This window comes from Bradyrhizobium manausense, assembly GCF_018131105.1.
Classification (GTDB): Bacteria; Pseudomonadota; Alphaproteobacteria; order Rhizobiales; family Xanthobacteraceae; genus Bradyrhizobium; species Bradyrhizobium manausense_B.
Genome location: NZ_JAFCJI010000001.1, coordinates 2,920,970 through 2,940,669, shown reverse-complemented (window position 1 = coordinate 2,940,669; position 19,700 = coordinate 2,920,970). Strand labels below are relative to the sequence as shown.

Genomic DNA, 19,700 nt, shown 5'->3' with positions numbered 1-19,700 from the left:
AGATGATCGACTGTGTCGAAAACCGGCTCCTCACCTCGCGCCGCGGCCTCCTGCTCGGTGGCGCCTCCTTCGCGGCCTGGGCCTACTTGCCGAAATTCGCGCGCGCCGCGGACGGGCGCGACCCGCGCCTGGTCGTGGTGATCCTGCGCGGTGCGCTCGACGGGCTCGCGACCGTCGCGCCGATCGGCGATCCCGATTATGCGGGCTTGCACGGCTCGATCGCGCTCGCGGCGGATGGCGCGCATCCCGCGCTGATGCTCGACGGTTTCTTCGCGCTGCATCCGTCGATGCCGGAATTTACGCGGATGTATCGCGCGCAGCATGCTGCTGTGATTCATGCCGTCGCGACGCCGTATCGTGATCGCTCGCATTTCGACGGGCAGGACGTGCTCGAGAGCGGCTATGCCGGTCCGGGCCGCGTGCAGTCCGGCTGGCTCAACCGCGCGCTCGAAGCGCTGCCGCGCGGCGAGCGGGTGTCGAGTGGGCTTGCGGTCGGTCCGACCACGCCGCTGGTGCTGCGCGGCACTGCACCGACCGTCGGCTGGGCGCCGGTCGCTCTGCCACAAGCTGATGATGACACCGCGATGCGGTTGGTCGATCTCTACCGTCACCGCGATCCCGCGCTGGCCTCGGCGCTGTCGCAGGGCCTTCAGCTGGAGAAGGCCGCGAGCGGCGACGACATGAAGCCGAAGCCGGGCAATGCGGTCGCGCAGATGCGGCAGGTCGCGCGTGGCGCGGCCAAACTGATGGCCGCCGATGACGGCCCGCGCATCGCCGCGCTTGCCTTCGATGGCTGGGATACGCATGCCAATGAAGGTGGCCCCGTGGGGCGTCTCGCCTTTCTGCTCGGCGGTCTCGACGGCGCGCTTCTCGAATTCGAAAGCGGCTTGGGGGATCGCTGGCGCGACACCGTCGTCGTCGTCGCCACCGAGTTCGGCCGCACCGCGCGCATCAACGGCACTGATGGCACCGACCACGGCACCGGCACCATCGCACTGCTCGCCGGCGGCGCGGTGAAGGGCGGCCGCGTCATCTCCGACTGGCCCGGCCTGAAGCCCGCCAACCTCTACGAAGGCCGCGACCTCAAGCCCACCACCGATCTTCGTTCGGTGATCAAGGGAGTGCTGCAAGGCCAATTCGGCCTGTCGGACCAGGTGCTGGCCCAGGCAGTGTTCCCCGATAGCGCCGCCGCGCGACCGATGAAGGGGCTGGTGGCTTAGCCGCCACCGTCATTCTACCTCCGCGCCTTGCGGCGCGTCGCAGAATGACGACATGATTGCCCGAGCATCAGGAGAGACAAGCCATGTACATCGCCATGAACCGCTTCCGCGTCACCAAGGGATCGGAGGCTGCCTTCGAGCAGGTCTGGGCGTCGCGCGACACGCATCTGGACAAGGTGCCGGGCTTCGTCGAATTCCATCTGCTGCGTGGGCCCGAGCTCGAGGACCACACGCTCTACGCCTCGCACACCGTGTGGGCGAACCACGCGGCGTTCGAAGCCTGGACCAAGTCGGAGGCGTTCCGCGCGGCGCATGCCCGTGCCGGCGACAACAAGCCGCTGTATCTCGGCCATCCCCAGTTCGAAGGCTTTGAGGTGATGCAGACGGTGGGACGCGGCGCGAAGTAACGCGCCGCGCCGCCAAGACTATCCCAGCGTGATCTTGTCGATCTCCGCCATCTCCCCGGCGCTGAGCTGCCAGGCGATCGCCTTGACGTTCTGGTCGATCTGCTCGACGCGGGTGGCGCCGGCGATCACGCTCGACACCTGCGGACGCGCGGCGAGCCAGGAGAAGGCGAGTTCGAGCATCGAGTGGCCGCGCGCTTGCGCAAAGGTCTGCAACTTCTCGACGATGTCCTCGTTGCGCGGCGTGACGTAGCGGTCGCGCAGCCGCGGCGTTTGGCCGAAGCGGGTGTTGTCGGGCGCGGCCTCGCCCCTGATGTACTTGCCGGTCAGCAGTCCGCTTGCGAGCGGGAAGAACGGCAGCAATCCGAGCTTGTATTCCTGCGCAACCGGCACCAGGTCCTTCTCGATGTCGCGCACGACGAGGGAATACTCGTCCTGGCACGAGACGAAGCGGCTGACGTTCATCGCGCGTGCGACGTATTCCGCCTCGGCGATCCGCCAAGCCGGAAAATTCGAATTGCCGATGTAGCGCACCTTGCCCTGCCGGACGAGATCATCCAGCGCGCGCAGGCTCTCCTCGATCGGCGTCAACGGGTCATAGTCGTGCTGCTGGTAGAGATCGATGTAGTCGGTCTTCAACCGCTTCAGGCTCGCTTCCACCGCGTCCATGATGTAGCGGCGCGAGGCGCCCTGTTTGGTTCCGTCCTCGGTCATGGGCTTCGAGTATTTCGTCGCCAGCACGATGTCCTTGCGGCGGTCGCCCAGGACGGCGCCGAGCACGTTTTCCGAGCCGCCCCTGTTCGAATAAATGTCGGCGGTGTCGAACAGCGTGATGCCGAGATCGAGCGCGCGGTGGATCACCTTGCGCGAGGCTTCGAGGTCGATACGCTGGCCGAAATTGTTGCAGCCGAGGCCGACTGCGGACACGCGCAGGCCGGAGCCGCCGAGATTACGAATTTCCATGGGAGATCCTGTCAGAACAAAGCAGGCGCCCATTGTGACCGCGGCGCGCCGCACCGGCAAGCGGTCGCTTGCGTTGCTGCCATGCCGGCACGGAGAGACGGGCAAAAAAATGCGGCCCCTGTCAGACGCGGCGACTGACGGGGACCGCTTGGGGCGCTTGATCGGTGACGGGGGGCCTGATCAGACGCAGCTGCAACCTAATCCCGGTGTGTAACGCGCCGGTGACATCAAGAGTTATCCACAGGGAGCCCCCGCAGGGAAGATCAGAAGATCTTGCGGTAGACGATGAAGCCGGAACGCTCCGCGACCCTGTCGTACAGGCTCTGGGCTGTGGTGTTGGTCTCATGCGTCTGCCAGTAGACCCGCGGCGCGCCCGCGAGCTTGGCGCGCTCATAGACGCCGTAGATCAGCGCCGAGGCGACACCCTTGCCGCGCGAAGCTTCCAGCGTGAACAGGTCCTGCAGATAGCAGGACGGCTCGATCGCCGTCGTGCTGCGATGGTACAGATAGTGCGTGAGCCCGAGCAGCTTGCCGTCACTCTCGGCGACCAGCGCATGCACCGGCTCATAGGCATCGAAGAAACGCTGCCACGTCACGCGCGTGATCTCGGGCGCGAGCGCGGTTGGACCGGAGCGGCCATAGAAGGCGTTGTAGCCGTCCCACAGCGGCAGCCATTGATCGTAATCCTGCCGTGTGACGGAGCGAATGGTGAGCGACATCTGGGAAATCCGCGATCGATGAGGCGCCCTTCATACGTCATGACGGGCATATCGATCAATCGCGGCGTCGCGCATCACTCCGCAACGCGAAGATACCGGATCAGCTTCCGCCCCGTGGGATCGCGCAGCGCGCGGTAGTAGTCGGCGCGCGCGGGCGCATCGGTGTGGCGCACGAGGTCGGTCACCGGCGTGTAGCTCAGCATGCGGCCGCCGTCGGGCAGCGCGGTGCAGACGAAACGCAGCACCTCGCCGTTGCGCAAGGCGATATCAATCGGCGTGGCGTCGCCGATCCGCACCATCTCCATGCGCTGCGCGATGAAGACGCCGAGCTCATCCTCCGGCAGCTCGAACGCGCCGGTGTCGCGGCTGTGATACATCAGCGCAATGAAAGGCGGCTTCTCGTCGGCTTTTTCGTCCGGCAGCGCGAAATAGTCGCGGAAGGCGCGGTTGATGAATTCGGCGCGGGTCTCGGCATCGAGCAGCACGATGCCGATATCGACCTGGTCGAGCGCGGCGGAGAGCCGCGCGGCAATGACGTGGCTCTGGCGTTCGGCCGCAAGAGTGTCGAGCAGGCGCTCGCGCATCAGGCCGACGATGCCTGCGGTGCCGACGCTCGTGAGCGCGAACAGGCCGAGCCACGCGAGATCGGTCACGTCAAAGCCGGGAGCCGTGCGACGGCTGAGAGAAAGTAGCGTCGCGCCAATCACGGCGATGGCGGCGCTGCCAAGTGCGGACGCAAGGCCCGAGAGCGAGCCGGCCAACGCCACGATGCAGACGAACACGGGAGCAAGTGACAGAGCGGGCATATGACGATCGAGCACGATCGCCAGCAGCGCGATCGCTGCGGTCAGCACGGGACCGGATATGGCGCGCCATCCGAACCGCATGGCCTGGCTCGTTCCTCCTGAACGAGATAAGGCGGTCAGACTGACCCATGGTTGCGCCAGCGCAATCCGGATTCGCTTGTTGCGCTTAAGGGGTGCTTGCCCGCGCCCGCAAAGCTTTCGGATGATTTTAGACCAAATGCGCGTGCATGGTGCGATGCTGCGCAGCGGGCGGATTCCATTTCGATGTCCGCGGGCCCTTGCGGGTGCCGACGACGATCAAAAGCGATGCCGCGACCAGGATGGCCGCAGTCAGGGTGATTGCAACGATGACCACAGGCGATTTCATCGGTGTCCCGTCGCGATGCCGCTTGGCGCGGGCCCGCGCGGCACCTTGAAGGCCGTCCAGGATGAAGCGGGGATCAGACCGGCAGGCCCATCGCCATGGTCGCCTTGGTCGAGAGCACCGTCAGGGTGACGATCAGGCACAGCGAGAGCGCGGCGACGGCGAGCGAAGCCGCGACCGCGTTGGTTAGCCGGGAAGACGAGACGGTATCGGGTTGGCCCTGAAAGCCGACCGTGCCGGACGCCCGCATCATGGGTCTAAATCCTTCAACGTGCGAGCGAATCACCCGCGACATCGAACAACTTCACAATTTCAACCGGCAATATTGGGGCGGCGATCGCGCCGAAGGTGGCGGGATTGGGGCAAAGGTTAACGCTATGCCCGTTATTTCTTAACGTCGCACCGGTTTCAGACTCCGGCGGCGATACTGGCGGGGTCGTCGATGTCGGCCGGGCGCCAGTCCATCGCCACGAAGCCGGGCGCCGCCTCGACGCGCTTCAGCCAGTCCCGGATCGCCGGGAACGGCTCCAGGTCGAAGTCGCAGCGGTCGGCGAGGTGGGTGTAGCCGTACAATGCGATGTCGGCGACCGTGAGCTGGCGTGCCGCGAAATAGGCGTTGGTCTTGAGGTGGTTCTCCATCACCTGGAGCGCGCCATAGCCGCGCTCCATCCAGTCCTCCAGCGCGTGGGTCTGGAGGTCGCGGCCGCCCTTGACCAGCGACAGCCAGAAATAGGCGGCGCCGATGTTGGGCTCGAGTGCGTGCTGCTCGAAGAACATCCATTGCAGCGCCTCGGCGCGATCGATCCTGTTCTCCGGCGCCAGCGGCGTGCCGACGGCGACATACCAGAGGATGGCATTGGACTCGGCGAGGTAACGATCGTTGCCGACCTCGAGCAGCGGCACCTGGCCGGACGGGTTCTTGGTCAGGAAATCAGGCGTGCGGCTTTCGCCGCGCAGAATGTCCACCTCGACCGCTTCGTAAGGCTGGTTCAACAGCGCCAGCGCAAGGCGGACCTTGTAGCTGTTGCCCGAGCGTTGCATCGAATAGAGCTTGTACATTCTGGGAGTTCGATTCCAAGGACGGGCAAAGGACGGAAAGGTGCGGTGCATGTTGCCCCGGACCGCGGCTAAACAATGATGCCGATGAGAATCCGCCGCAAGGGCTGGCCAATAGAAAAACTCGAAAACTCTACCGCACTGCAACGCCATGGAAGATCATGTTCGCGCGACGCTGCAAATCAGATCACGCTTGCGTCAACATGCACGACTCAACGCGCCGTGCATTGTGTGCGCAGAGGGTGAATGGATGAGGCCGTTAAGGCTTCCACATCGTCATGGCCGGGCTTGACCAAGCCATCCACGTCTTACCTGCCGGACGAAGAGCGTGGATGTCCGGGGGACATCGGCGAGCGGAAGCGACGCGGTCCTTCGGACGGCTATGCCCGGGCATGACGCCGTTCCGATTTACGGCGACGCGCAACACGCAAAATTGCTCCGAGGACAAGCCTTGCCGGATATGAGGGGTTTGCGTGGCAAAGTTGCGGAAAATTGCGGGAAATCGAGGCTCCAGCCGCACGAAAACCGTAAACTTTTTCGAGATCGGGCCGAAGTTTCTTGCGGTGCAGCGGCACACGTTTTAGGGTGGCTCCATTCCCACAATCAGAGTCGTGAGGCCAAAGGGTTCACGACGCTTGTCAGGAGATGACGATGCCCTTCCTTGCCGCTGCGCTCGACCGTGTGAAGCCGTCCGCGACCATCGCGGTCACGGATAAAGCACGCGCGCTGAAAGCGGCGGGCCGCAACGTCATTGGCCTCGGCGCGGGTGAACCCGACTTCGATACGCCCGCCAACATCAAGCTGGCGGCGATCCATGCCATCGAGTCCGGCAAGACCAAGTACACCGCGGTCGACGGCATCCCCGAGCTGAAGGACGCGATCATCGCGAAGTTTCAGCGCGAGAACGGCGTCGCCTACAAGCCGAACCAGATCATCGTCGGCACCGGCGGCAAGCAGGTGCTCTACAACGCGCTGATGGCGACGATCAATCCGGGCGACGAGGTGATCATCCCGGCGCCCTATTGGGTCAGCTATCCGGAGATGGTGGCGCTTGCCGGCGGCGAGCCGGTGCCGGTGGTTTGCAACGCTGCGAGCGGCTTCAAGCTCCAGGCCGAGGCGCTCGATCGCGCGATCACGCCGAAGACCAAATGGGTGATCCTGTGTTCGCCGTCGAACCCGACCGGCGCGGCCTACACCCGGGCCGAGCTCAAGGCGCTCACCGACGTGCTGGTCAAGCATCCGCATGTCTGGGTGATGACCGACGACATGTACGAGCACCTCGTCTATGACGACTTCCAGTTCACCACCGTCGCGCAGGTCGAGCCCAGCCTCTACGACCGCACGTTGACCGTGAACGGCGTGTCGAAAGCGTATTGCATGACCGGCTGGCGCATCGGCTATGCCGGCGGTCCCGCGCAGCTGATCAAAGCGATGTCGACCATCCAGTCGCAGTCGACCTCGAACCCGTCCTCGATCTCGCAGTGGGCATCGGTCGAGGCGCTGAACGGTCCGCAGGACTTCATCGCCGCCAACAACAAGGTGTTCAAGGAGCGTCGCGACCTCGTCGTCTCCATGCTCAACCAGGCCAATGGCATCGAGTGCCCGCGTCCCGAAGGTGCGTTCTACGTCTATCCGTCCTGCGCCGGCACGATCGGCAAGAAGGCGCCGTCCGGCAATGTGATCGGAAACGATGAGCAGTTCGTCACCGAGCTGCTGGAGACCGAAGGTGTTGCCGTGGTGCAGGGGTCGGCCTTCGGCCTCGGTCCGGCATTCCGCATCTCCTACGCGACCAAGACTTCGGACCTCGAAGACGCCTGCAAGCGCATCCAGCGCTTCTGCGGCAATCTCCGCTAAGCCTGCAAATACGATCCGCTACGAAAGGGCCCGCGCGATGCGGGCCCTTTTGCTTTCACGTCCGCGCGATTTGGCACGCTTCCGCCAGTTGTGGCATAGAACGCCTTGCGGTTTGCTGCCGCGTCTTTTTGCTTGCATCATATTCATAGCCGGAGACATTCATGCGCCGCTCACTCCTCCTCGCCGGGCTCACGGCCGCCAGCCTCGTCGCCTCCATCGTGGGGGCCAGCGCGCAGTCGCGGCTGGTCAAGGTCGGCGTGCTCGAATGCCGCGGCGGCGCCAGCATCGGCTTCGTGGTGGGATCGGTGACCAATCTCGGCTGCGTGCTGCGCGCCGACGGCCTGCCCGAAGACCGTTACGTCGCGACGATCCGCAAGGTCGGCATCGACCTCGGCATCACCCAGGAGACGGCGCTGGCTTGGGGCGTGTTCGCGCCCGTGAACCGGCTCGGCCCCGGCGATCTCTCCGGCGACTACGCGGGCGCGCAAGGCAGCGCGTCGATCGGCGTCGGCCTCGGCGGCAACGTGCTGGTCGGCGGCTCCAACAATTCGATCGCGCTCCAGCCGCTCAGCGTGCAGGGCCAGGTCGGTCTCAACGTTGCGGCCGGACTCGAAAGCCTGGAACTTCGTCCGGGCCGTTAAGAGCGTCAGCAGGGATGTTGCTTCGCCTCTCCCCCGAGGAGAGGTGGAACACACGCCCGTCAAGACTTGATCTCACGGACGACGCACCGCAGCGACGTTTGATGCTTGCCAAATCTCGGGGACGGGCAGAGCATCTGCGCTTGCCGACCCAATCATGGGCCGAGCTCCACACCAAGGAGGCGGCGAATGGGACAAGACGTCAGAAGTCCCCGAGGTCCACGGTGCATTGCACTGGTGGGCCCTTTCCAATCAGGTAAAACCACACTTCTCGAAGCGATCCTGGCGCGCACGGGCGCAATCCCGCGCGCCGGCAGCGTCGATGCCGGCACATCCGTCGGCGACGCCACGCCTGAGGCCCGTCACCACAAGATGACTGTCGGGCTTACTGCCGCCACCACGAGTTTCATGGGCGACAGCTATACCTTCCTGGATTGTCCCGGTTCCGTCGAGTTCGCCCACGACATGCGCGCCGCGCTTCCCGCGGTGGACGCCGCGATCGTGGTCTGCGAGGCCGATGAAAAGAAGCTGCCACAGCTTCAGATCATCCTGCGCGAGCTTGAGGAGCTGAAGATCCCGCGTTTCCTGTTCCTCAACAAGATCGACCGCGCCAACAAGCGCATCCGCGAGACGCTCGAAATGCTGCAGCCCGCCTCGCGCGTGCCGCTGGTGCTGCGCCAGATCCCGATCTGGAAGGACGAGCTCATCGAAGGCTTCGTCGATCTCGCGCTGGAGCGCGCGTTCATCTATCGCGAGCACAAGGCCTCCGAAGTGGTCGCGCTCGACGGCGGCAATCTCGATCGGGAGAAGGAGGCGCGCTTCTCGATGCTGGAGAAGCTCGCCGATCACGACGACGCGCTGATGGAGCAGTTGCTGGAGGACATCCAGCCGCCGCGCGATGCCGTGTTCGACGATCTCGCCCGCGAACTGCGCGAAGGACTGATCTGCCCCGTTCTTCTTGGCGCTGCCGCGCGCGAAAACGGCGTGCTGCGTTTGATGAAAGCGCTGCGCCACGAAGCGCCCGGGATCGCAGAGACCGCAAAACGTCTCGGCGCGCCCGAGAGCAAGGATGCGCTCGGCTTCGTCTTCAAGACGCTGCATTCGCAGCACGGTGGAAAGCTGTCGCTGACGCGGCTGCTCGCCGGCCATCTCGACGACGGCGCCACGCTGCAATCCTCGTCCGGCGGAACCGGCCGCATCTCCGGCATCCTCGCCGTCAGCGGCGCTTACGAGAGCAAGCGTGCATCGGCCGAAGCCGGTGACACCGTGGCGCTTGCCAAGCTCGATCCGGTCAAGACCGGCGACACAGTATCGAGCGGCAAGGCCGTGCCTGCCGCGCTCACGGCCTCGGAGCCGACGCCGCCGGTGCTCGCAATGTCGGTTGCGTCCACCGACCGCAAGGACGACGTCAAGCTCGGCCAGGCGTTGATGCGGCTGCACGAGGAGGATCCGTCACTCGTCGTCGTGCAGAACGCCCAGACCCACGACACCGTGCTGTGGGGGCAGGGCGAGATGCATCTGCGCGTCGCCAGCGAACGGCTGCGCGACCGCTTTGGCGTCAAGATCTCCTCGCATCCGCCCGCGATCGGCTACCAGGAAACCATCCGCAAGCCGGTCGTCCAGCGTGGCCGCCACAAGAAGCAATCCGGCGGTCACGGCCAGTTCGGCGATGTCGTGCTCGACATCAAGCCGCTGCCGCGCGGCGAGGGCTTCAAGTTCGCCGAGAAGGTCGTCGGCGGCGCGGTGCCGCGCAACTATATCGGCGCGGTGGAAGAAGGCGTCGTCGACGGGCTCGCCCGCGGCCCGCTCGGTTTCCCCGTCACCGATCTTCAGGTGACGCTGACCGACGGCTCCTATCACAGCGTCGACTCCTCCGACCTCGCCTTCCGCACGGCCGCGCGCATCGGACTCAACGAGGGCCTGCCGGAGTGTCAGTCGGTGTTGCTGGAGCCGATCCACGTGGTCGAGATCGTTTGCCCGACCGACGCCACCGCCAAGATCAACGCGATCCTGTCGGCGCGGCGCGGCCAGATCCTGGGCTTCGACACCCGCGACGGCTGGAGCGGCTGGGATTGCGTCCGCGCCATGATGCCGGAAGCGGAGATCGGCGAACTCATCGTCGAACTGCGTTCGGCCACGGCCGGCGCCGGCAGCTTCACGCGTCAGTTCGACCACATGGCCGAAGTCACCGGACGCGCTGCCGACCAGATCATCGCCGCGCATCAGCACGCGGCGTAATCGGCTAGGGAGGCTCCGCTCTCTCGTCTCCTCTCCTCGCTCTTGCGAGGAGAGGACGGGGTGAGGGACTGTCTCGATGCGTGAGACATTTCATGTGGCCCCGCGCTCTCTCCACGCGTCATTGTGAGCGAAGCGAAGCAATCCAGAGTCTTTCCGCGGGGATGCTGGATTGCTTCGTCGCTACGCTCCTCGCAATGACGGAGGAGACGCTTGCGTTCGTCCTTGATTGATGTATTTTACATCATTGTACATACAAAAAGTATCACTTATACTAGCTCACACGTGAGGCCAAGGTGATCACGTCATTCCAGATGCGGGCAGCCCGCGCGCTGCTCGGCATCGACCAGAAAACCCTGGCCGAGCTTGCCGGCGTGTCGTTGCCGACCATCCAGCGGATGGAGGCCTCCACCGGCAATGTGCGTGGCGTGGTCGAGACCTTGATCAAGGTGGTCGAGGCGTTCGACCGGGCCGGCGTCGAGCTGATCGGCGAGCAGGTGCGCAGCGACAGCGGCGGACGGGGCGTTCGCCTGAAGGAGCCGGGGCCGCCGCGCCGCGTCGGGGCATGATCGCGATGATCGTGTCTGGACAACAGAGGAGCTAACCGCACCGTCGCGTCCGGGATCGCGGCCGCACGATGCAGGGAAGCATTGTGGGGGCCGCATGAGCATCACCAGCGATCACGTGCGCGGGCTGCGTCCGTTGCGTCAGCCGACCTTTGCCGAACTGTATTTGCCAAAGATCGTCACGGTCTGGCGCGAGGGTTATGGCTTCGCGGATTTCCGCGCCGACGTGTTCGCCGGCCTCACCGTCGCGATCGTGGCACTGCCGCTGTCGATGGCGATCGCGATCGCCTCGGGCGTGACGCCGGATCGGGGGCTCTACACTGCCGTCGTCGGCGGCTTCATCGTGTCGCTGCTCGGTGGCAGCCGTTTCCAGGTCGGCGGTCCCGCAGGCGCCTTCATCGTGCTGGTCGCGGTCACCGCGGAGCGGCACGGCGTCGATGGCGTGATCCTCGCCACCATGATGGCGGGCATGGTCCTGATCGCCGCCGGTCTCCTGCGCATCGGCACCTACATCAAGTTCATTCCCTATCCGGTCACGGTCGGCTTCACCGCCGGCATCGCCGTGATCATTTTTGCCAGCCAGCTCCGCGATCTCTCAGGCATCACGCTCGCGGGGAAGGAGCCGAGTGAGTTCGTGCCGAAACTCGTCGCGCTCGCGAGCGGTCTGCACACCGTCAATCCGTCCGCGCTTGGCCTTGCTCTCGTCTGCATCGCCATCATCGCCGGCCTGCGGCGCTGGCGACCATCCTGGCCCGGCATCCTGATCGCGGTCGTGCTCGCGGCGATCGCGGCCGCTGTGCTGTCGCTGCCGATCGAGACCATCGGATCCCGCTTCGGCGGCATTCCGCGCGAATTGCCGTCGCCCGCGCTGCCGGCGTTCTCGCTTGCCAAGGCAAAAGCGGTGCTGCCGGATGCGATCTCGTTCGCGCTGCTGGCCGCGATCGAATCCCTCTTGTCGGCGGTCGTCGCCGACGGCATGACCGGACGCCGTCATCGCTCCAATTGCGAACTGGTGGCGCAAGGCGCCGCCAATATCGGTGCGGCGCTGTTCGGCGGCATCTGCGTCACCGGGCTGATCGCGCGCACCGCGACCAATATCCGCGCCGGCGCACGCGGTCCGCTTGCGGGGATGTTGCACTCGGTGTTCCTGCTGCTGTTCATGCTGGTCGCAGCGCCGCTCGCGAGCTACATCCCGCTTGCTGCGCTCGCCGCCGTGCTGGTCGTGGTGTCCTGGACCATGGCGGAGAAGCACGAATTCGCGACGCTCTTGCGCTCGTCATGGGGCGATGCCGTCGTGCTGCTCGCAACCTTCCTGCTCACGATCTTCCGCGATCTCACCGAAGGAATCCTGGTGGGCTTTGCGCTCGGGGCCGTGCTGTTCATCCATCGCATGGCGGAGATGACAGGCATCGAAGAGCGCCCGCCGCTGGTGGCCGCCGATCGTCCCGACGCTGACAATGGCGAGCGCGTGCCCTACGATCCCGCGCTCTCGGTCGATCGCGACGTGCTGGTCTACCGCATCACCGGTGCGTTCTTCTTCGGTGCGGCGTCCGCGATCGGCAACGTGCTCGACGAGGTTGCCGGCACGCGTAAAGGTTTCGTGGTGGATTTCGCTGCGGTGCCATTCCTGGATTCGACGGCCGCAAACGTGCTCGGCCGCGTCGCCGCCAAGTCACATCGCCAGGGCATGCAGCTGCTCATCACCGGTGCCTCGCCCTCCGTCCGCCAGGCGCTGTTGACCCATGGCGTCACCGAGCCGCACGCGCATTATCGTGAGACCATCGAGCGCGCGGTCGCCGACATCAAGAGCAGCCCCGGGGCGCTCGAGGTCGCGGACCACCCGTCGCCTGCTTGACAGGACCGGCGGGACACGAAATGGATCGCCTGCGACAATCTCCCGGAGGGATCCTGCAAGGTGACGACCGTGCCCAAACCGCCCGCAGCCTGTTTGATCGGATGGCCGGCCGCGCATTCGCGCTCGCCGCTGATCCATCATTATTGGCTGCGCACCCTCGGCATCGCAGGCGGCTATGTCATCGAGGCCGTTCCGCCCGATGATCTCAGGGATTTCGTGCTGCGGCTGTCGCTGCGCGGTTTCGTCGGCGCCAACGTCACCATTCCGCACAAGGTCGGCGTGCTGGAGCTGTCGACCCCCGACGCGCGCGCCAAGGCCGTGGGCGCCGCCAACACGCTGTGGTTTGAAGGCGGCGAGCTTCGCTCGACCAACACCGACGTCGAGGGCTTTCTCGGCAATCTCGACGCCAGTGCACTGCTTTGGGACAGGGCGGAGGAGGCGCTGGTGTTGGGCGCCGGCGGCTCCTCGCGCGCTGTCGTGTTCGGCCTGCTCGAACGCGGCTTCAGGCGCATTCATCTTGCCAATCGCACCCTGGCGCGGGCCGAGGCGCTCGCGGCGCAATTCGGGCCGAACGTGCAACCGCTCGCCTGGGACGGGATCAACGAGATCCTGCCTCGAGCAAAACTTCTCGTGAACACGACCTCGCTCGGCATGCACGGCCAGCCCGCGCTCGAAGTCGACGTGACGCGACTCCCGCCAGAGGCCGTCGTCACCGATCTCGTCTACGTTCCCCTCGTGACGCCGCTGCTCGCCGCCGCCAGGGCGCGCGGGCTCAAGACCGCCGACGGGCTCGGCATGCTCCTGCACCAGGCGGTGCGCGGCTTCGAACTTTGGTTCGGCCAGCGGCCCGAAGTGACCGCGGAGCTGCGCGCACTGGTCGAGGCCGATCTCACAAAGACTTGAGAGAATAGTGCGCCGTCTCCGGCGTTCTATCCCCGTGGGGACAATCGGAGACATCAATGACGATCCAACGTGCCAATTTCACGCGTCCGCTCATCGCCGTTGCGATGGTGGCCGCTTCCACCCTTGCTGCCGTCGCGCAAAAGGCGCCGGTACCGACTCGCGTGCGCGGCACGATCGAGAGCGTCAATGGTGACACCATGCAGGTCAAGTCGCATAGCGGCGAGGACTTCAAGCTCCGCATCGCATCAGACGTGCGCGTCGCCGGCGTCACCAAGATCGCGCTCGCCGACATCAAGGTCGGCTCCTTCGTCGGCGCCACCACCGTGCCGGGACCTGATGGCGGCAACAACGCGGTCGAGGTGCACGTGTTTCCGGAGAGCATGCGCGGCACCGGCGAAGGTTCGCGGCCCTATGATCTCAAGCCGAATTCCAGCATGACCAACGCCACGGTGTCCGAGAGCGTGGTCGGCAATGACGGCCACACCCTGCTGGTGAAGTACAAGGACGGCGAGAAGAAGGTGTTCGTCTCGGATATGACACCGGTCGTGACCTTCGTTCCCGGCGATAAGTCGGAGCTGAAGGCCGGCGCCAAGGTCATCGCCTCCATGAAGCAATTGCCCGATGGCTCGTTCGAGACCAATCGCGTCAGCGTCGGCCGCGATGGCCTGACACCTCCGATGTGATCAGCAATTCAGGGAATAGCGGCGGTCGGACGGGGTTTGCCGTTGATCGCCGCAACTCCTTGGAGGGGACCATCATGCCAAGCCTGAACAACTGGATGCCGCGCGCCGCCGCGGCTGCCTTCGTCGCCTGCATCGTGACGTCATCGGTCTCGGCGCAGCAGGCGCCGACAGTCCGCATCCGCGGCGCCATCGAGAGCGTCGACGGCAACACGCTGGGCATCAAGACGCGCGAAGGCAGCGACGTGAAGGTGCGCATGACCGACAACGTTGCGGTCTTCGCCGTGGTGAAGACTGAGCTCTCCGAGATCAAGGAGGGCTCCTATATCGGCGTCACCGCCATGCCCGAGCCGGACGGCACGCAGAAGGCCATCGCCGTGCACATCTTTCCGGAGAACCAGCGCGGCGCCGCCGAAGGTTTCCGTCCCTGGGATGCCCGCGCCAACTCGACCATGACCAACGCCACCGTCGCGCAGACGATCAAGGGCACCGACGGCCAGAACATCACGGTGAAGTACAAGGATGGCGAGAAGAAAGTCGTGGTGCCGCCGGACACCCCGATCGTCACCTTCGTCGCCAGCGACAGGTCGGAAGTGAAGCCCGGCGCCAAGCTGATCATCTTCGGTGCGGCAAAGAAGGACGACGGTACGCTGGAAGCGAACCGCGTCAATGTCGGTCGCGACGGCGTGACGCCGCCGATGTGAGCGCTCATGTCGTCCTGGCTTTCGCCAGGACGACGGCGCAGATTGTGGCGATGGCTTCCATCAAACTGATAACTCGTCGGGTCGGCAACGGCACGCTTTCGCTTTGCCCACCCCGCACCGCTGCTACGGCGCCTCAGCGATGACATGATCGTCGATCTCGTCGATCCGGTTGACGCCGCAAAGGCCCATCGTGGTCAGCAGCTCTTTCTGGATGATGTCGATCGCCTTGGCGACGCCGGCCTGGCCGCCGGCCCCCAGGCCGTAGGCGTAAGCGCGGCCGATCATGCAGGACTTGGCGCCGAGCGCGAGCGCGCGCATCACGTCCTGGCCGGAGCGGATGCCGCCGTCGAACATGATCTCCATGTTATCACCGACCGCGTCGGCGATCTCGGGCAGCACCTCGATCGAGGACGGCGCGCCGTCGAGCTGACGGCCGCCATGGTTCGACACCACCAGCGCCTGTGCGCCGGTCTTGGCCGCTTCCTCGGCGTCCTCGACGTCCAGAATGCCCTTGATGATGAGCTTGCCCGGCCAGATGCTGCGGATCCATTCGACATCCTTCCAGTTCAAGGAGGTGTCGAACTGCGAGGCGGTCCATTCGGCGAGGCGGTTGAGGTCCTCGGTGTTCTTCACGTGGCCGGCGATGTTGCCGAAGGTGCGGCGCTTGCCTTGCAGCACGCCGGAGACCCAGGCCGGCTTGGTGGCGAAATCGATGAACTTCGACAGCGACCATTCCGGCGGAATCGTCATGCCGTTCTTGATATCGGCGTGCCGCTGGCCGATCACCTGCAGGTCGACGGTGAGCACCAGCGCGCTGCATTTCGCTGCGATCGCGCGCTGGACCAGATCCTTGATGAAGCCGCGGTCCTTCATCACGTAGAGCTGGAACCAGAACGGCTTGTCGACGGCGGCCGCAATATCCTCGATCGAGCAGATCGACATGGTCGACTGCGTGAACGGGATGCCGGCGGCCTGCGCCGCGCGGCAGGCGTGGATCTCGCCGTCGCCGTGCTGCATGCCGAGCAGGCCGACCGGCGCCAGGATCAGCGGCATGGTCGAGGGTTCGCCGAGGATCGTGGTCGAGGTGTCGCGCTTGGAGACGTCGACAAGGATGCGCTGGCGGAACTTGATCTGCTGCATGTCCTCGCGGTTGGCGCGCAGCGTTTCCTCGGCATAGGAGCCGCGGTCGCAATAGTCGAAGAATGCCTTCGGCACGCGGCGCTTATGCAGCGCGCGAAGATCGTCGATACAGGTGATGTGCTTCATGAACGTTCCCCGGCCCGTCTCTCAAGTCTTGCGTCGCAAGGTTTAGGGGTCATCTAGCATGGTTGGATGCACAGCCAAATCGTTTGCGAGAAGAGCGCCATGACCAAGCCGCACACAGGACCTTCGCCGGAACAGATCAAGGAAAAGCAGGACCTCGACGACGCGCTGGAGGAGGGGTTGGAAGAGACCTTTCCGGGCTCCGATCCCGTCAACGTCACCCAGCCGGCACCGAGCCGCGAGGACGGCCACGTGAAGCGAAAGCCCTGAGGTGAGTTCCGCGTCATTCCGGCGCTGAAACCGGAAATATAAGATTAACAAGAGCTTACCCGGGGGGCGAGGTTCCGGTTCCGTAATGATTCATCATATTTTTTGAAGCCAAGTTAGCCGTCCAGGCATTATAAGACGCCCAGCAAATCAGGGATGCGGGTCCCGCCAGGGCACCCGGAGGTTGCAATGGGGATCCCTGGTTGTTGCGTGGGGGACGATATGAGCCGCAAATATTTCGGGACGGACGGGATCCGGGGCCGCGCCAACGGACTGATCACGCCGGAGCTCGCGCTCAAGGTCGGCCAGGCCGCCGGCCTTGCGTTTCAGCGCGGTGACCACCGCCACCGGGTCGTGATCGGCAAGGACACCCGCCTGTCCGGCTACATGATCGAATACGCGATGGTCGCGGGCTTCACCTCGGTCGGCATGGACGTGCTGCTGGTCGGCCCGATGCCGACGCCGGCGGTGGCGATGCTCACCAAGTCGATGCGCGCCGATCTCGGCGTCATGATTTCGGCCTCGCACAATCTGTTCGAGGACAACGGCATCAAGCTGTTCGGCCCGCAGGGATTCAAGCTGTCCGACGACGTCGAGAAGCAGATCGAGCAGCTGCTCGACGAGCCGATCGAGAAGCGGCTGGCGCAGAGCGCGAGCCTCGGCCGGGCCCGCCGTATCGACGGCGTGCATGACCGCTACATCGAATTCGCCAAGCGCACGCTGCCGCGCGATCTCTCGCTCGACGGCCTGCGCGTCGTGGTCGATTGCGCCAATGGCGCCGCCTACAAGGTGGTGCCGGAAGCGCTGTGGGAATTGGGCGCCGACGTGGTGCCGATCGGCGTCGAGCCCGATGGCTTCAACATCAACAAGGATTGCGGCTCGACTTCGCCGGAAGCGCTGTCGCGGAAGGTGCGCGAGATGCGCGCCGACATCGGCATTGCGCTGGACGGTGACGCCGACCGCGTCATCCTGGTCGACGAGCGCGGCCATGTCGTCGACGGCGACCAGCTGCTGGCGGTGATCGCGCAGAGCTGGAAGGAAGACGGTCGCCTCTCGCGTCCGGGCATCGTCGCCACCGTGATGTCCAATCTCGGCCTCGAGCGCTTCCTGAAAGGGCAGGGGCTCGACCTGGTGCGCACACCGGTCGGCGATCGCTACGTGCTCGAGCAGATGCTGAGCGGCGGCTACAATCTCGGTGGCGAGCAGTCCGGCCACATCATCCTGTCCGACTACGCCACCACCGGCGACGGATTTGTGGCGGCGCTGCAGGTGCTGGCCGTGGTGCAGAAGTCGCGTCGTCCGGTGTCGGAAGTCTGCCACCGCTTCGATCCGCTGCCGCAGATCCTCAAGAACGTTCGTCACAAGGGCGGCAAGCCGCTCGACGATTCCGACGTCAAGTCGGCGATCTCCGACGGCGAGAAGCGCCTCAACGGCCATGGCCGCTTGCTGATCCGCTCCTCCGGCACCGAGCCCGTGATCCGCGTCATGGGCGAGGGCGAGGACCGCGTCCTGGTCGAGGACGTCGTCGACACCATCGTCTCCGCGCTGGGCCAGGCCGCGGCCTGAGGTCTCTTCCTTCTCCCCTTGTTGGAGAAGGTGGCGCGAAGCGCCGGATGAGGGGTTACTTCCGCGCGCACGACCCGCAAAGCGACTCGCGGAGAGAAGCCCCTCACCCGTCTCGCCGCTGCGCAGCGATCCACCCTCTCCCACAAGGGGAGAGGGTAAGAGAGCAGCCGCGCATCCCAGCCATGGGCGATTGGCGGTGGTTCCACCACGCGTTGCATCGTACCTGTGAGGTCGCGGCGAGCTGCCGCGGCAGGATGCTCCAGTGAACAAGCCAGTCGTTGTCTCCGAGGAAACGCTGACCGAGCCCGTTGTCGTCAGCGACGTCGCATCCGCCGGCAACGCGGCCGCAGGGCCGGCCTATGTCGTGCTCGCCGGCATCAGCTTCTCGCACTTCCTCAACGACACCATGCAGTCGCTGATCGCCTCGGTCTATCCGATCCTGAAGGATACCTACGCGCTCGACTTCGCGCAGATCGGCATGATCACGCTGGCCTTCCAGTTCACGGCCTCGCTGCTGCAGCCGGTGGTCGGGCATTACACCGACAAGAAGGCGCAGCCTTATTCGCTGTCGATCGGCATGGCCTCGACCTTCTTCGGCCTGCTACTGCTCAGCGTCGCGCACCAATATCTCATCATCCTGGTTGCGGCGGCCTTCGTCGGCCTCGGCTCCGCGGTGTTTCATCCGGAGTCGGCGCGCATCGCGCGGCTCGCCTCCGGTGGCCGTTACGGTTTTGCCCAATCGGTGTTTCAGCTTGGCGGCAGCTTCGGTACTTCAATGGGGCCGGTGCTCGCCGCGCTCATCGTCGTGCCGTTCGGGCAGGGCAGCATCGCCTGGTTCTCCTCGATCGCGTTCCTCGCGATTCTGATCCTCTGGCGCATCGGCCGCTGGTACGCGCCGCAGATCAAGGCGAAGAAGACGGTCGCGGCCCAGGCTCATCCCGACGCGCCGAGCTCGCGCCGTGTCGTGGTTGCGCTCCTTGTTCTCGTGGCGCTGCTGTTCTCGAAACAGCTCTACGTCTCGAGCCTGTCGAGCTATTACATCTTCTATCTGATCGATCGTTTCGGCGTGTCGACGCAGACAGCGCAGATCTACCTCTTCATCTTCCTTGCCGCGAACGCGGTCGGCGCGTTCTTCGGCGGTCCCCTGGGCGATCGCTTCGGCCGCAAGATCGTGATCTGGATCTCGATTCTCGGCGCGCTGCCGTTCACGCTGGCGCTGCCCTTTGCCGGACTCTATGCGAGCGCGGTACTGTCGGTGATCATCGGCCTCATCATCTCGTCGACGACGTCGTCGATCATCGTGTTCGCGCAGGAGCTGGTGCCGCATCGCTTCGGCATGATTTCCGGCGTGTTCTTCGGCGTCGCTTTCGGCATCGGCGGTCTGGGCGCGGCCGTGCTCGGCAAGCTCGCCGACCACACCTCGATCGAGTTCGTCTATCAGGTCTGTGCCTATCTGCCGGCGATCGGCCTGCTTGCGGTGTTCCTGCCCAGGCTGCCGCGGCACGCGCGTTAACAAATCGTCTTACGCTGCGTTGCAGCTTCATACATCGTTAGCAATTGCGGCGTGCACCTGCCGCATTTCTGCAACGCTTGCGCCGCATCCGCGTGTGGGTAGAGAAAAAATCAACCTTAAAAAT

20 protein-coding genes are annotated in these 19,700 nt (G+C 65.0%); 13 read left to right on the top strand and 7 right to left on the bottom strand.

Features of this window, described 5'->3' with window-relative positions; all coding sequences use genetic code 11:
* Nucleotides 1–2: 2 nt before the first annotated feature.
* Both JQ631_RS14015 and hmuQ read left to right on the top strand, forming a co-directional pair.
* Entirely contained in the window at nt 3–1,220 is a 1,218-nt protein-coding gene (locus JQ631_RS14015) for a DUF1501 domain-containing protein (protein ID WP_212326960.1), read from the top strand.
* A gap of 83 nt (nt 1,221–1,303) precedes the next feature.
* Nucleotides 1,304–1,627: a heme-degrading protein HmuQ gene (gene hmuQ / locus JQ631_RS14010; protein WP_212326958.1), complete on the top strand. Its 324-nt coding sequence runs from the start codon at nt 1,304–1,306 to the stop codon at nt 1,625–1,627.
* Nucleotides 1,628–1,645: 18 nt separating this feature from the next.
* Here the strand turns inward: hmuQ and JQ631_RS14005 are convergent, their stop codons facing one another.
* From JQ631_RS14005 to JQ631_RS13980, 6 genes are all read right to left on the bottom strand, one after another.
* A complete protein-coding gene (locus tag JQ631_RS14005) occupies nt 1,646–2,587 on the bottom strand; it encodes an aldo/keto reductase (protein ID WP_212326956.1) in 942 nt (313 codons plus the stop codon).
* Nucleotides 2,588–2,850: 263 nt separating this feature from the next.
* Nucleotides 2,851–3,306 carry a GNAT family N-acetyltransferase gene (locus JQ631_RS14000; RefSeq protein WP_212326955.1) on the bottom strand — a complete coding sequence of 152 codons (456 nt, stop codon included), beginning with the start codon at nt 3,304–3,306 and terminating at the stop codon, nt 2,851–2,853.
* A 74-nt stretch (nt 3,307–3,380) separates the two neighbouring features.
* Entirely contained in the window at nt 3,381–4,193 is an 813-nt protein-coding gene (locus tag JQ631_RS13995; RefSeq protein ID WP_212326954.1) for a PAS-domain containing protein, read from the bottom strand.
* Between the two features lie 127 nt (nt 4,194–4,320).
* Entirely contained in the window at nt 4,321–4,479 is a 159-nt protein-coding gene (locus tag JQ631_RS13990) for a hypothetical protein (RefSeq protein WP_212326953.1), read from the bottom strand.
* A gap of 73 nt (nt 4,480–4,552) precedes the next feature.
* A complete protein-coding gene (locus JQ631_RS13985; RefSeq protein ID WP_212326952.1) occupies nt 4,553–4,729 on the bottom strand; it encodes a hypothetical protein in 177 nt (58 codons plus the stop codon).
* A 155-nt stretch (nt 4,730–4,884) separates the two neighbouring features.
* Nucleotides 4,885–5,535, bottom strand: a complete 651-nt coding sequence (locus JQ631_RS13980) for a glutathione S-transferase family protein (RefSeq protein ID WP_212326951.1) — start codon at nt 5,533–5,535, stop codon at nt 4,885–4,887.
* Nucleotides 5,536–6,183: 648 nt separating this feature from the next.
* On the opposite strand from JQ631_RS13980, the gene JQ631_RS13975 reads away from it, so the two are divergent.
* The 8 genes from JQ631_RS13975 to JQ631_RS13940 all read left to right on the top strand — a co-directional run bounded on the left by JQ631_RS13975 (nt 6,184) and on the right by JQ631_RS13940 (nt 14,967).
* Nucleotides 6,184–7,386, top strand: coding sequence for a pyridoxal phosphate-dependent aminotransferase (locus tag JQ631_RS13975; RefSeq protein WP_212326950.1), 1,203 nt, complete (start codon nt 6,184–6,186; stop codon nt 7,384–7,386).
* Between the two features lie 161 nt (nt 7,387–7,547).
* On the top strand, nt 7,548–8,027 hold the full coding sequence (locus JQ631_RS13970) for a DUF992 domain-containing protein (RefSeq protein ID WP_212326948.1): 480 nt from the start codon (nt 7,548–7,550) through the stop codon (nt 8,025–8,027).
* A 186-nt stretch (nt 8,028–8,213) separates the two neighbouring features.
* Nucleotides 8,214–10,262, top strand: a complete 2,049-nt coding sequence (locus tag JQ631_RS13965) for an elongation factor G (protein ID WP_212326946.1) — start codon at nt 8,214–8,216, stop codon at nt 10,260–10,262.
* 293 nt (nt 10,263–10,555) lie between these two features.
* Complete coding sequence (locus JQ631_RS13960) at nt 10,556–10,828, top strand: helix-turn-helix domain-containing protein (protein WP_026201995.1); 273 nt, start codon at nt 10,556–10,558, stop codon at nt 10,826–10,828.
* A gap of 94 nt (nt 10,829–10,922) precedes the next feature.
* Nucleotides 10,923–12,680, top strand: a complete 1,758-nt coding sequence (locus JQ631_RS13955) for a SulP family inorganic anion transporter (RefSeq protein ID WP_212326944.1) — start codon at nt 10,923–10,925, stop codon at nt 12,678–12,680.
* Nucleotides 12,681–12,749: 69 nt separating this feature from the next.
* Nucleotides 12,750–13,583 (top strand): shikimate dehydrogenase, encoded by an 834-nt coding sequence (locus JQ631_RS13950; protein ID WP_212326942.1) that lies wholly within the window; start codon nt 12,750–12,752, stop codon nt 13,581–13,583.
* A 56-nt stretch (nt 13,584–13,639) separates the two neighbouring features.
* Complete coding sequence (locus JQ631_RS13945) at nt 13,640–14,266, top strand: hypothetical protein (protein ID WP_212326940.1); 627 nt, start codon at nt 13,640–13,642, stop codon at nt 14,264–14,266.
* Nucleotides 14,267–14,361: 95 nt separating this feature from the next.
* Nucleotides 14,362–14,967 carry a single stranded DNA-binding domain-containing protein gene (locus JQ631_RS13940; protein WP_212328602.1) on the top strand — a complete coding sequence of 202 codons (606 nt, stop codon included), beginning with the start codon at nt 14,362–14,364 and terminating at the stop codon, nt 14,965–14,967.
* Nucleotides 14,968–15,090: 123 nt separating this feature from the next.
* On the opposite strand, the gene JQ631_RS13935 is transcribed toward JQ631_RS13940, so the two are convergent.
* The gene (locus JQ631_RS13935; RefSeq protein WP_212326938.1) at nt 15,091–16,233 is read right to left on the bottom strand and encodes an alpha-hydroxy acid oxidase; all 1,143 of its coding nucleotides are present in this window, start codon (nt 16,231–16,233) and stop codon (nt 15,091–15,093) included.
* A gap of 99 nt (nt 16,234–16,332) precedes the next feature.
* On the opposite strand from JQ631_RS13935, the gene JQ631_RS13930 reads away from it, so the two are divergent.
* The 3 genes from JQ631_RS13930 to JQ631_RS13920 all read left to right on the top strand — a co-directional run bounded on the left by JQ631_RS13930 (nt 16,333) and on the right by JQ631_RS13920 (nt 19,576).
* Entirely contained in the window at nt 16,333–16,500 is a 168-nt protein-coding gene (locus JQ631_RS13930; protein ID WP_212326936.1) for a hypothetical protein, read from the top strand.
* Nucleotides 16,501–16,719: 219 nt separating this feature from the next.
* Nucleotides 16,720–18,063, top strand: a complete 1,344-nt coding sequence (gene glmM, locus JQ631_RS13925) for a phosphoglucosamine mutase (protein WP_212326934.1) — start codon at nt 16,720–16,722, stop codon at nt 18,061–18,063.
* Nucleotides 18,064–18,325: 262 nt separating this feature from the next.
* Entirely contained in the window at nt 18,326–19,576 is a 1,251-nt protein-coding gene (locus JQ631_RS13920) for an MFS transporter (protein WP_212326932.1), read from the top strand.
* Nucleotides 19,577–19,700 lie beyond the last annotated feature (124 nt).

Bases quoted from the DNA above. Each gene is read 5' to 3' on its own strand.
- glmM (WP_212326934.1), top strand. From the start codon at position 16,720: ATGAGCCGCAAATATTTCGGGACGGACGGGATCCGGGGCCGCGCCAAC.
- JQ631_RS13990 (WP_212326953.1), bottom strand. From the start codon at position 4,479: ATGAAATCGCCTGTGGTCATCGTTGCAATCACCCTGACTGCGGCCATC.
- JQ631_RS14000 (WP_212326955.1), bottom strand. From the start codon at position 3,306: ATGTCGCTCACCATTCGCTCCGTCACACGGCAGGATTACGATCAATGG.
- JQ631_RS13985 (WP_212326952.1), bottom strand. From the start codon at position 4,729: ATGATGCGGGCGTCCGGCACGGTCGGCTTTCAGGGCCAACCCGATACC.
- JQ631_RS13975 (WP_212326950.1), top strand. From the start codon at position 6,184: ATGCCCTTCCTTGCCGCTGCGCTCGACCGTGTGAAGCCGTCCGCGACC.
- JQ631_RS13955 (WP_212326944.1), top strand. From the start codon at position 10,923: ATGAGCATCACCAGCGATCACGTGCGCGGGCTGCGTCCGTTGCGTCAG.
- JQ631_RS13970 (WP_212326948.1), top strand. From the start codon at position 7,548: ATGCGCCGCTCACTCCTCCTCGCCGGGCTCACGGCCGCCAGCCTCGTC.
- hmuQ (WP_212326958.1), top strand. From the start codon at position 1,304: ATGTACATCGCCATGAACCGCTTCCGCGTCACCAAGGGATCGGAGGCT.
- JQ631_RS13945 (WP_212326940.1), top strand. From the start codon at position 13,640: ATGACGATCCAACGTGCCAATTTCACGCGTCCGCTCATCGCCGTTGCG.
- JQ631_RS13965 (WP_212326946.1), top strand. From the start codon at position 8,214: ATGGGACAAGACGTCAGAAGTCCCCGAGGTCCACGGTGCATTGCACTG.
- JQ631_RS13940 (WP_212328602.1), top strand. From the start codon at position 14,362: ATGCCGCGCGCCGCCGCGGCTGCCTTCGTCGCCTGCATCGTGACGTCA.
- JQ631_RS13995 (WP_212326954.1), bottom strand. From the start codon at position 4,193: ATGCGGTTCGGATGGCGCGCCATATCCGGTCCCGTGCTGACCGCAGCG.
- JQ631_RS13935 (WP_212326938.1), bottom strand. From the start codon at position 16,233: ATGAAGCACATCACCTGTATCGACGATCTTCGCGCGCTGCATAAGCGC.
- JQ631_RS13980 (WP_212326951.1), bottom strand. From the start codon at position 5,535: ATGTACAAGCTCTATTCGATGCAACGCTCGGGCAACAGCTACAAGGTC.
- JQ631_RS14005 (WP_212326956.1), bottom strand. From the start codon at position 2,587: ATGGAAATTCGTAATCTCGGCGGCTCCGGCCTGCGCGTGTCCGCAGTC.
- JQ631_RS14015 (WP_212326960.1), top strand. From the start codon at position 3: ATGATCGACTGTGTCGAAAACCGGCTCCTCACCTCGCGCCGCGGCCTC.
- JQ631_RS13930 (WP_212326936.1), top strand. From the start codon at position 16,333: ATGACCAAGCCGCACACAGGACCTTCGCCGGAACAGATCAAGGAAAAG.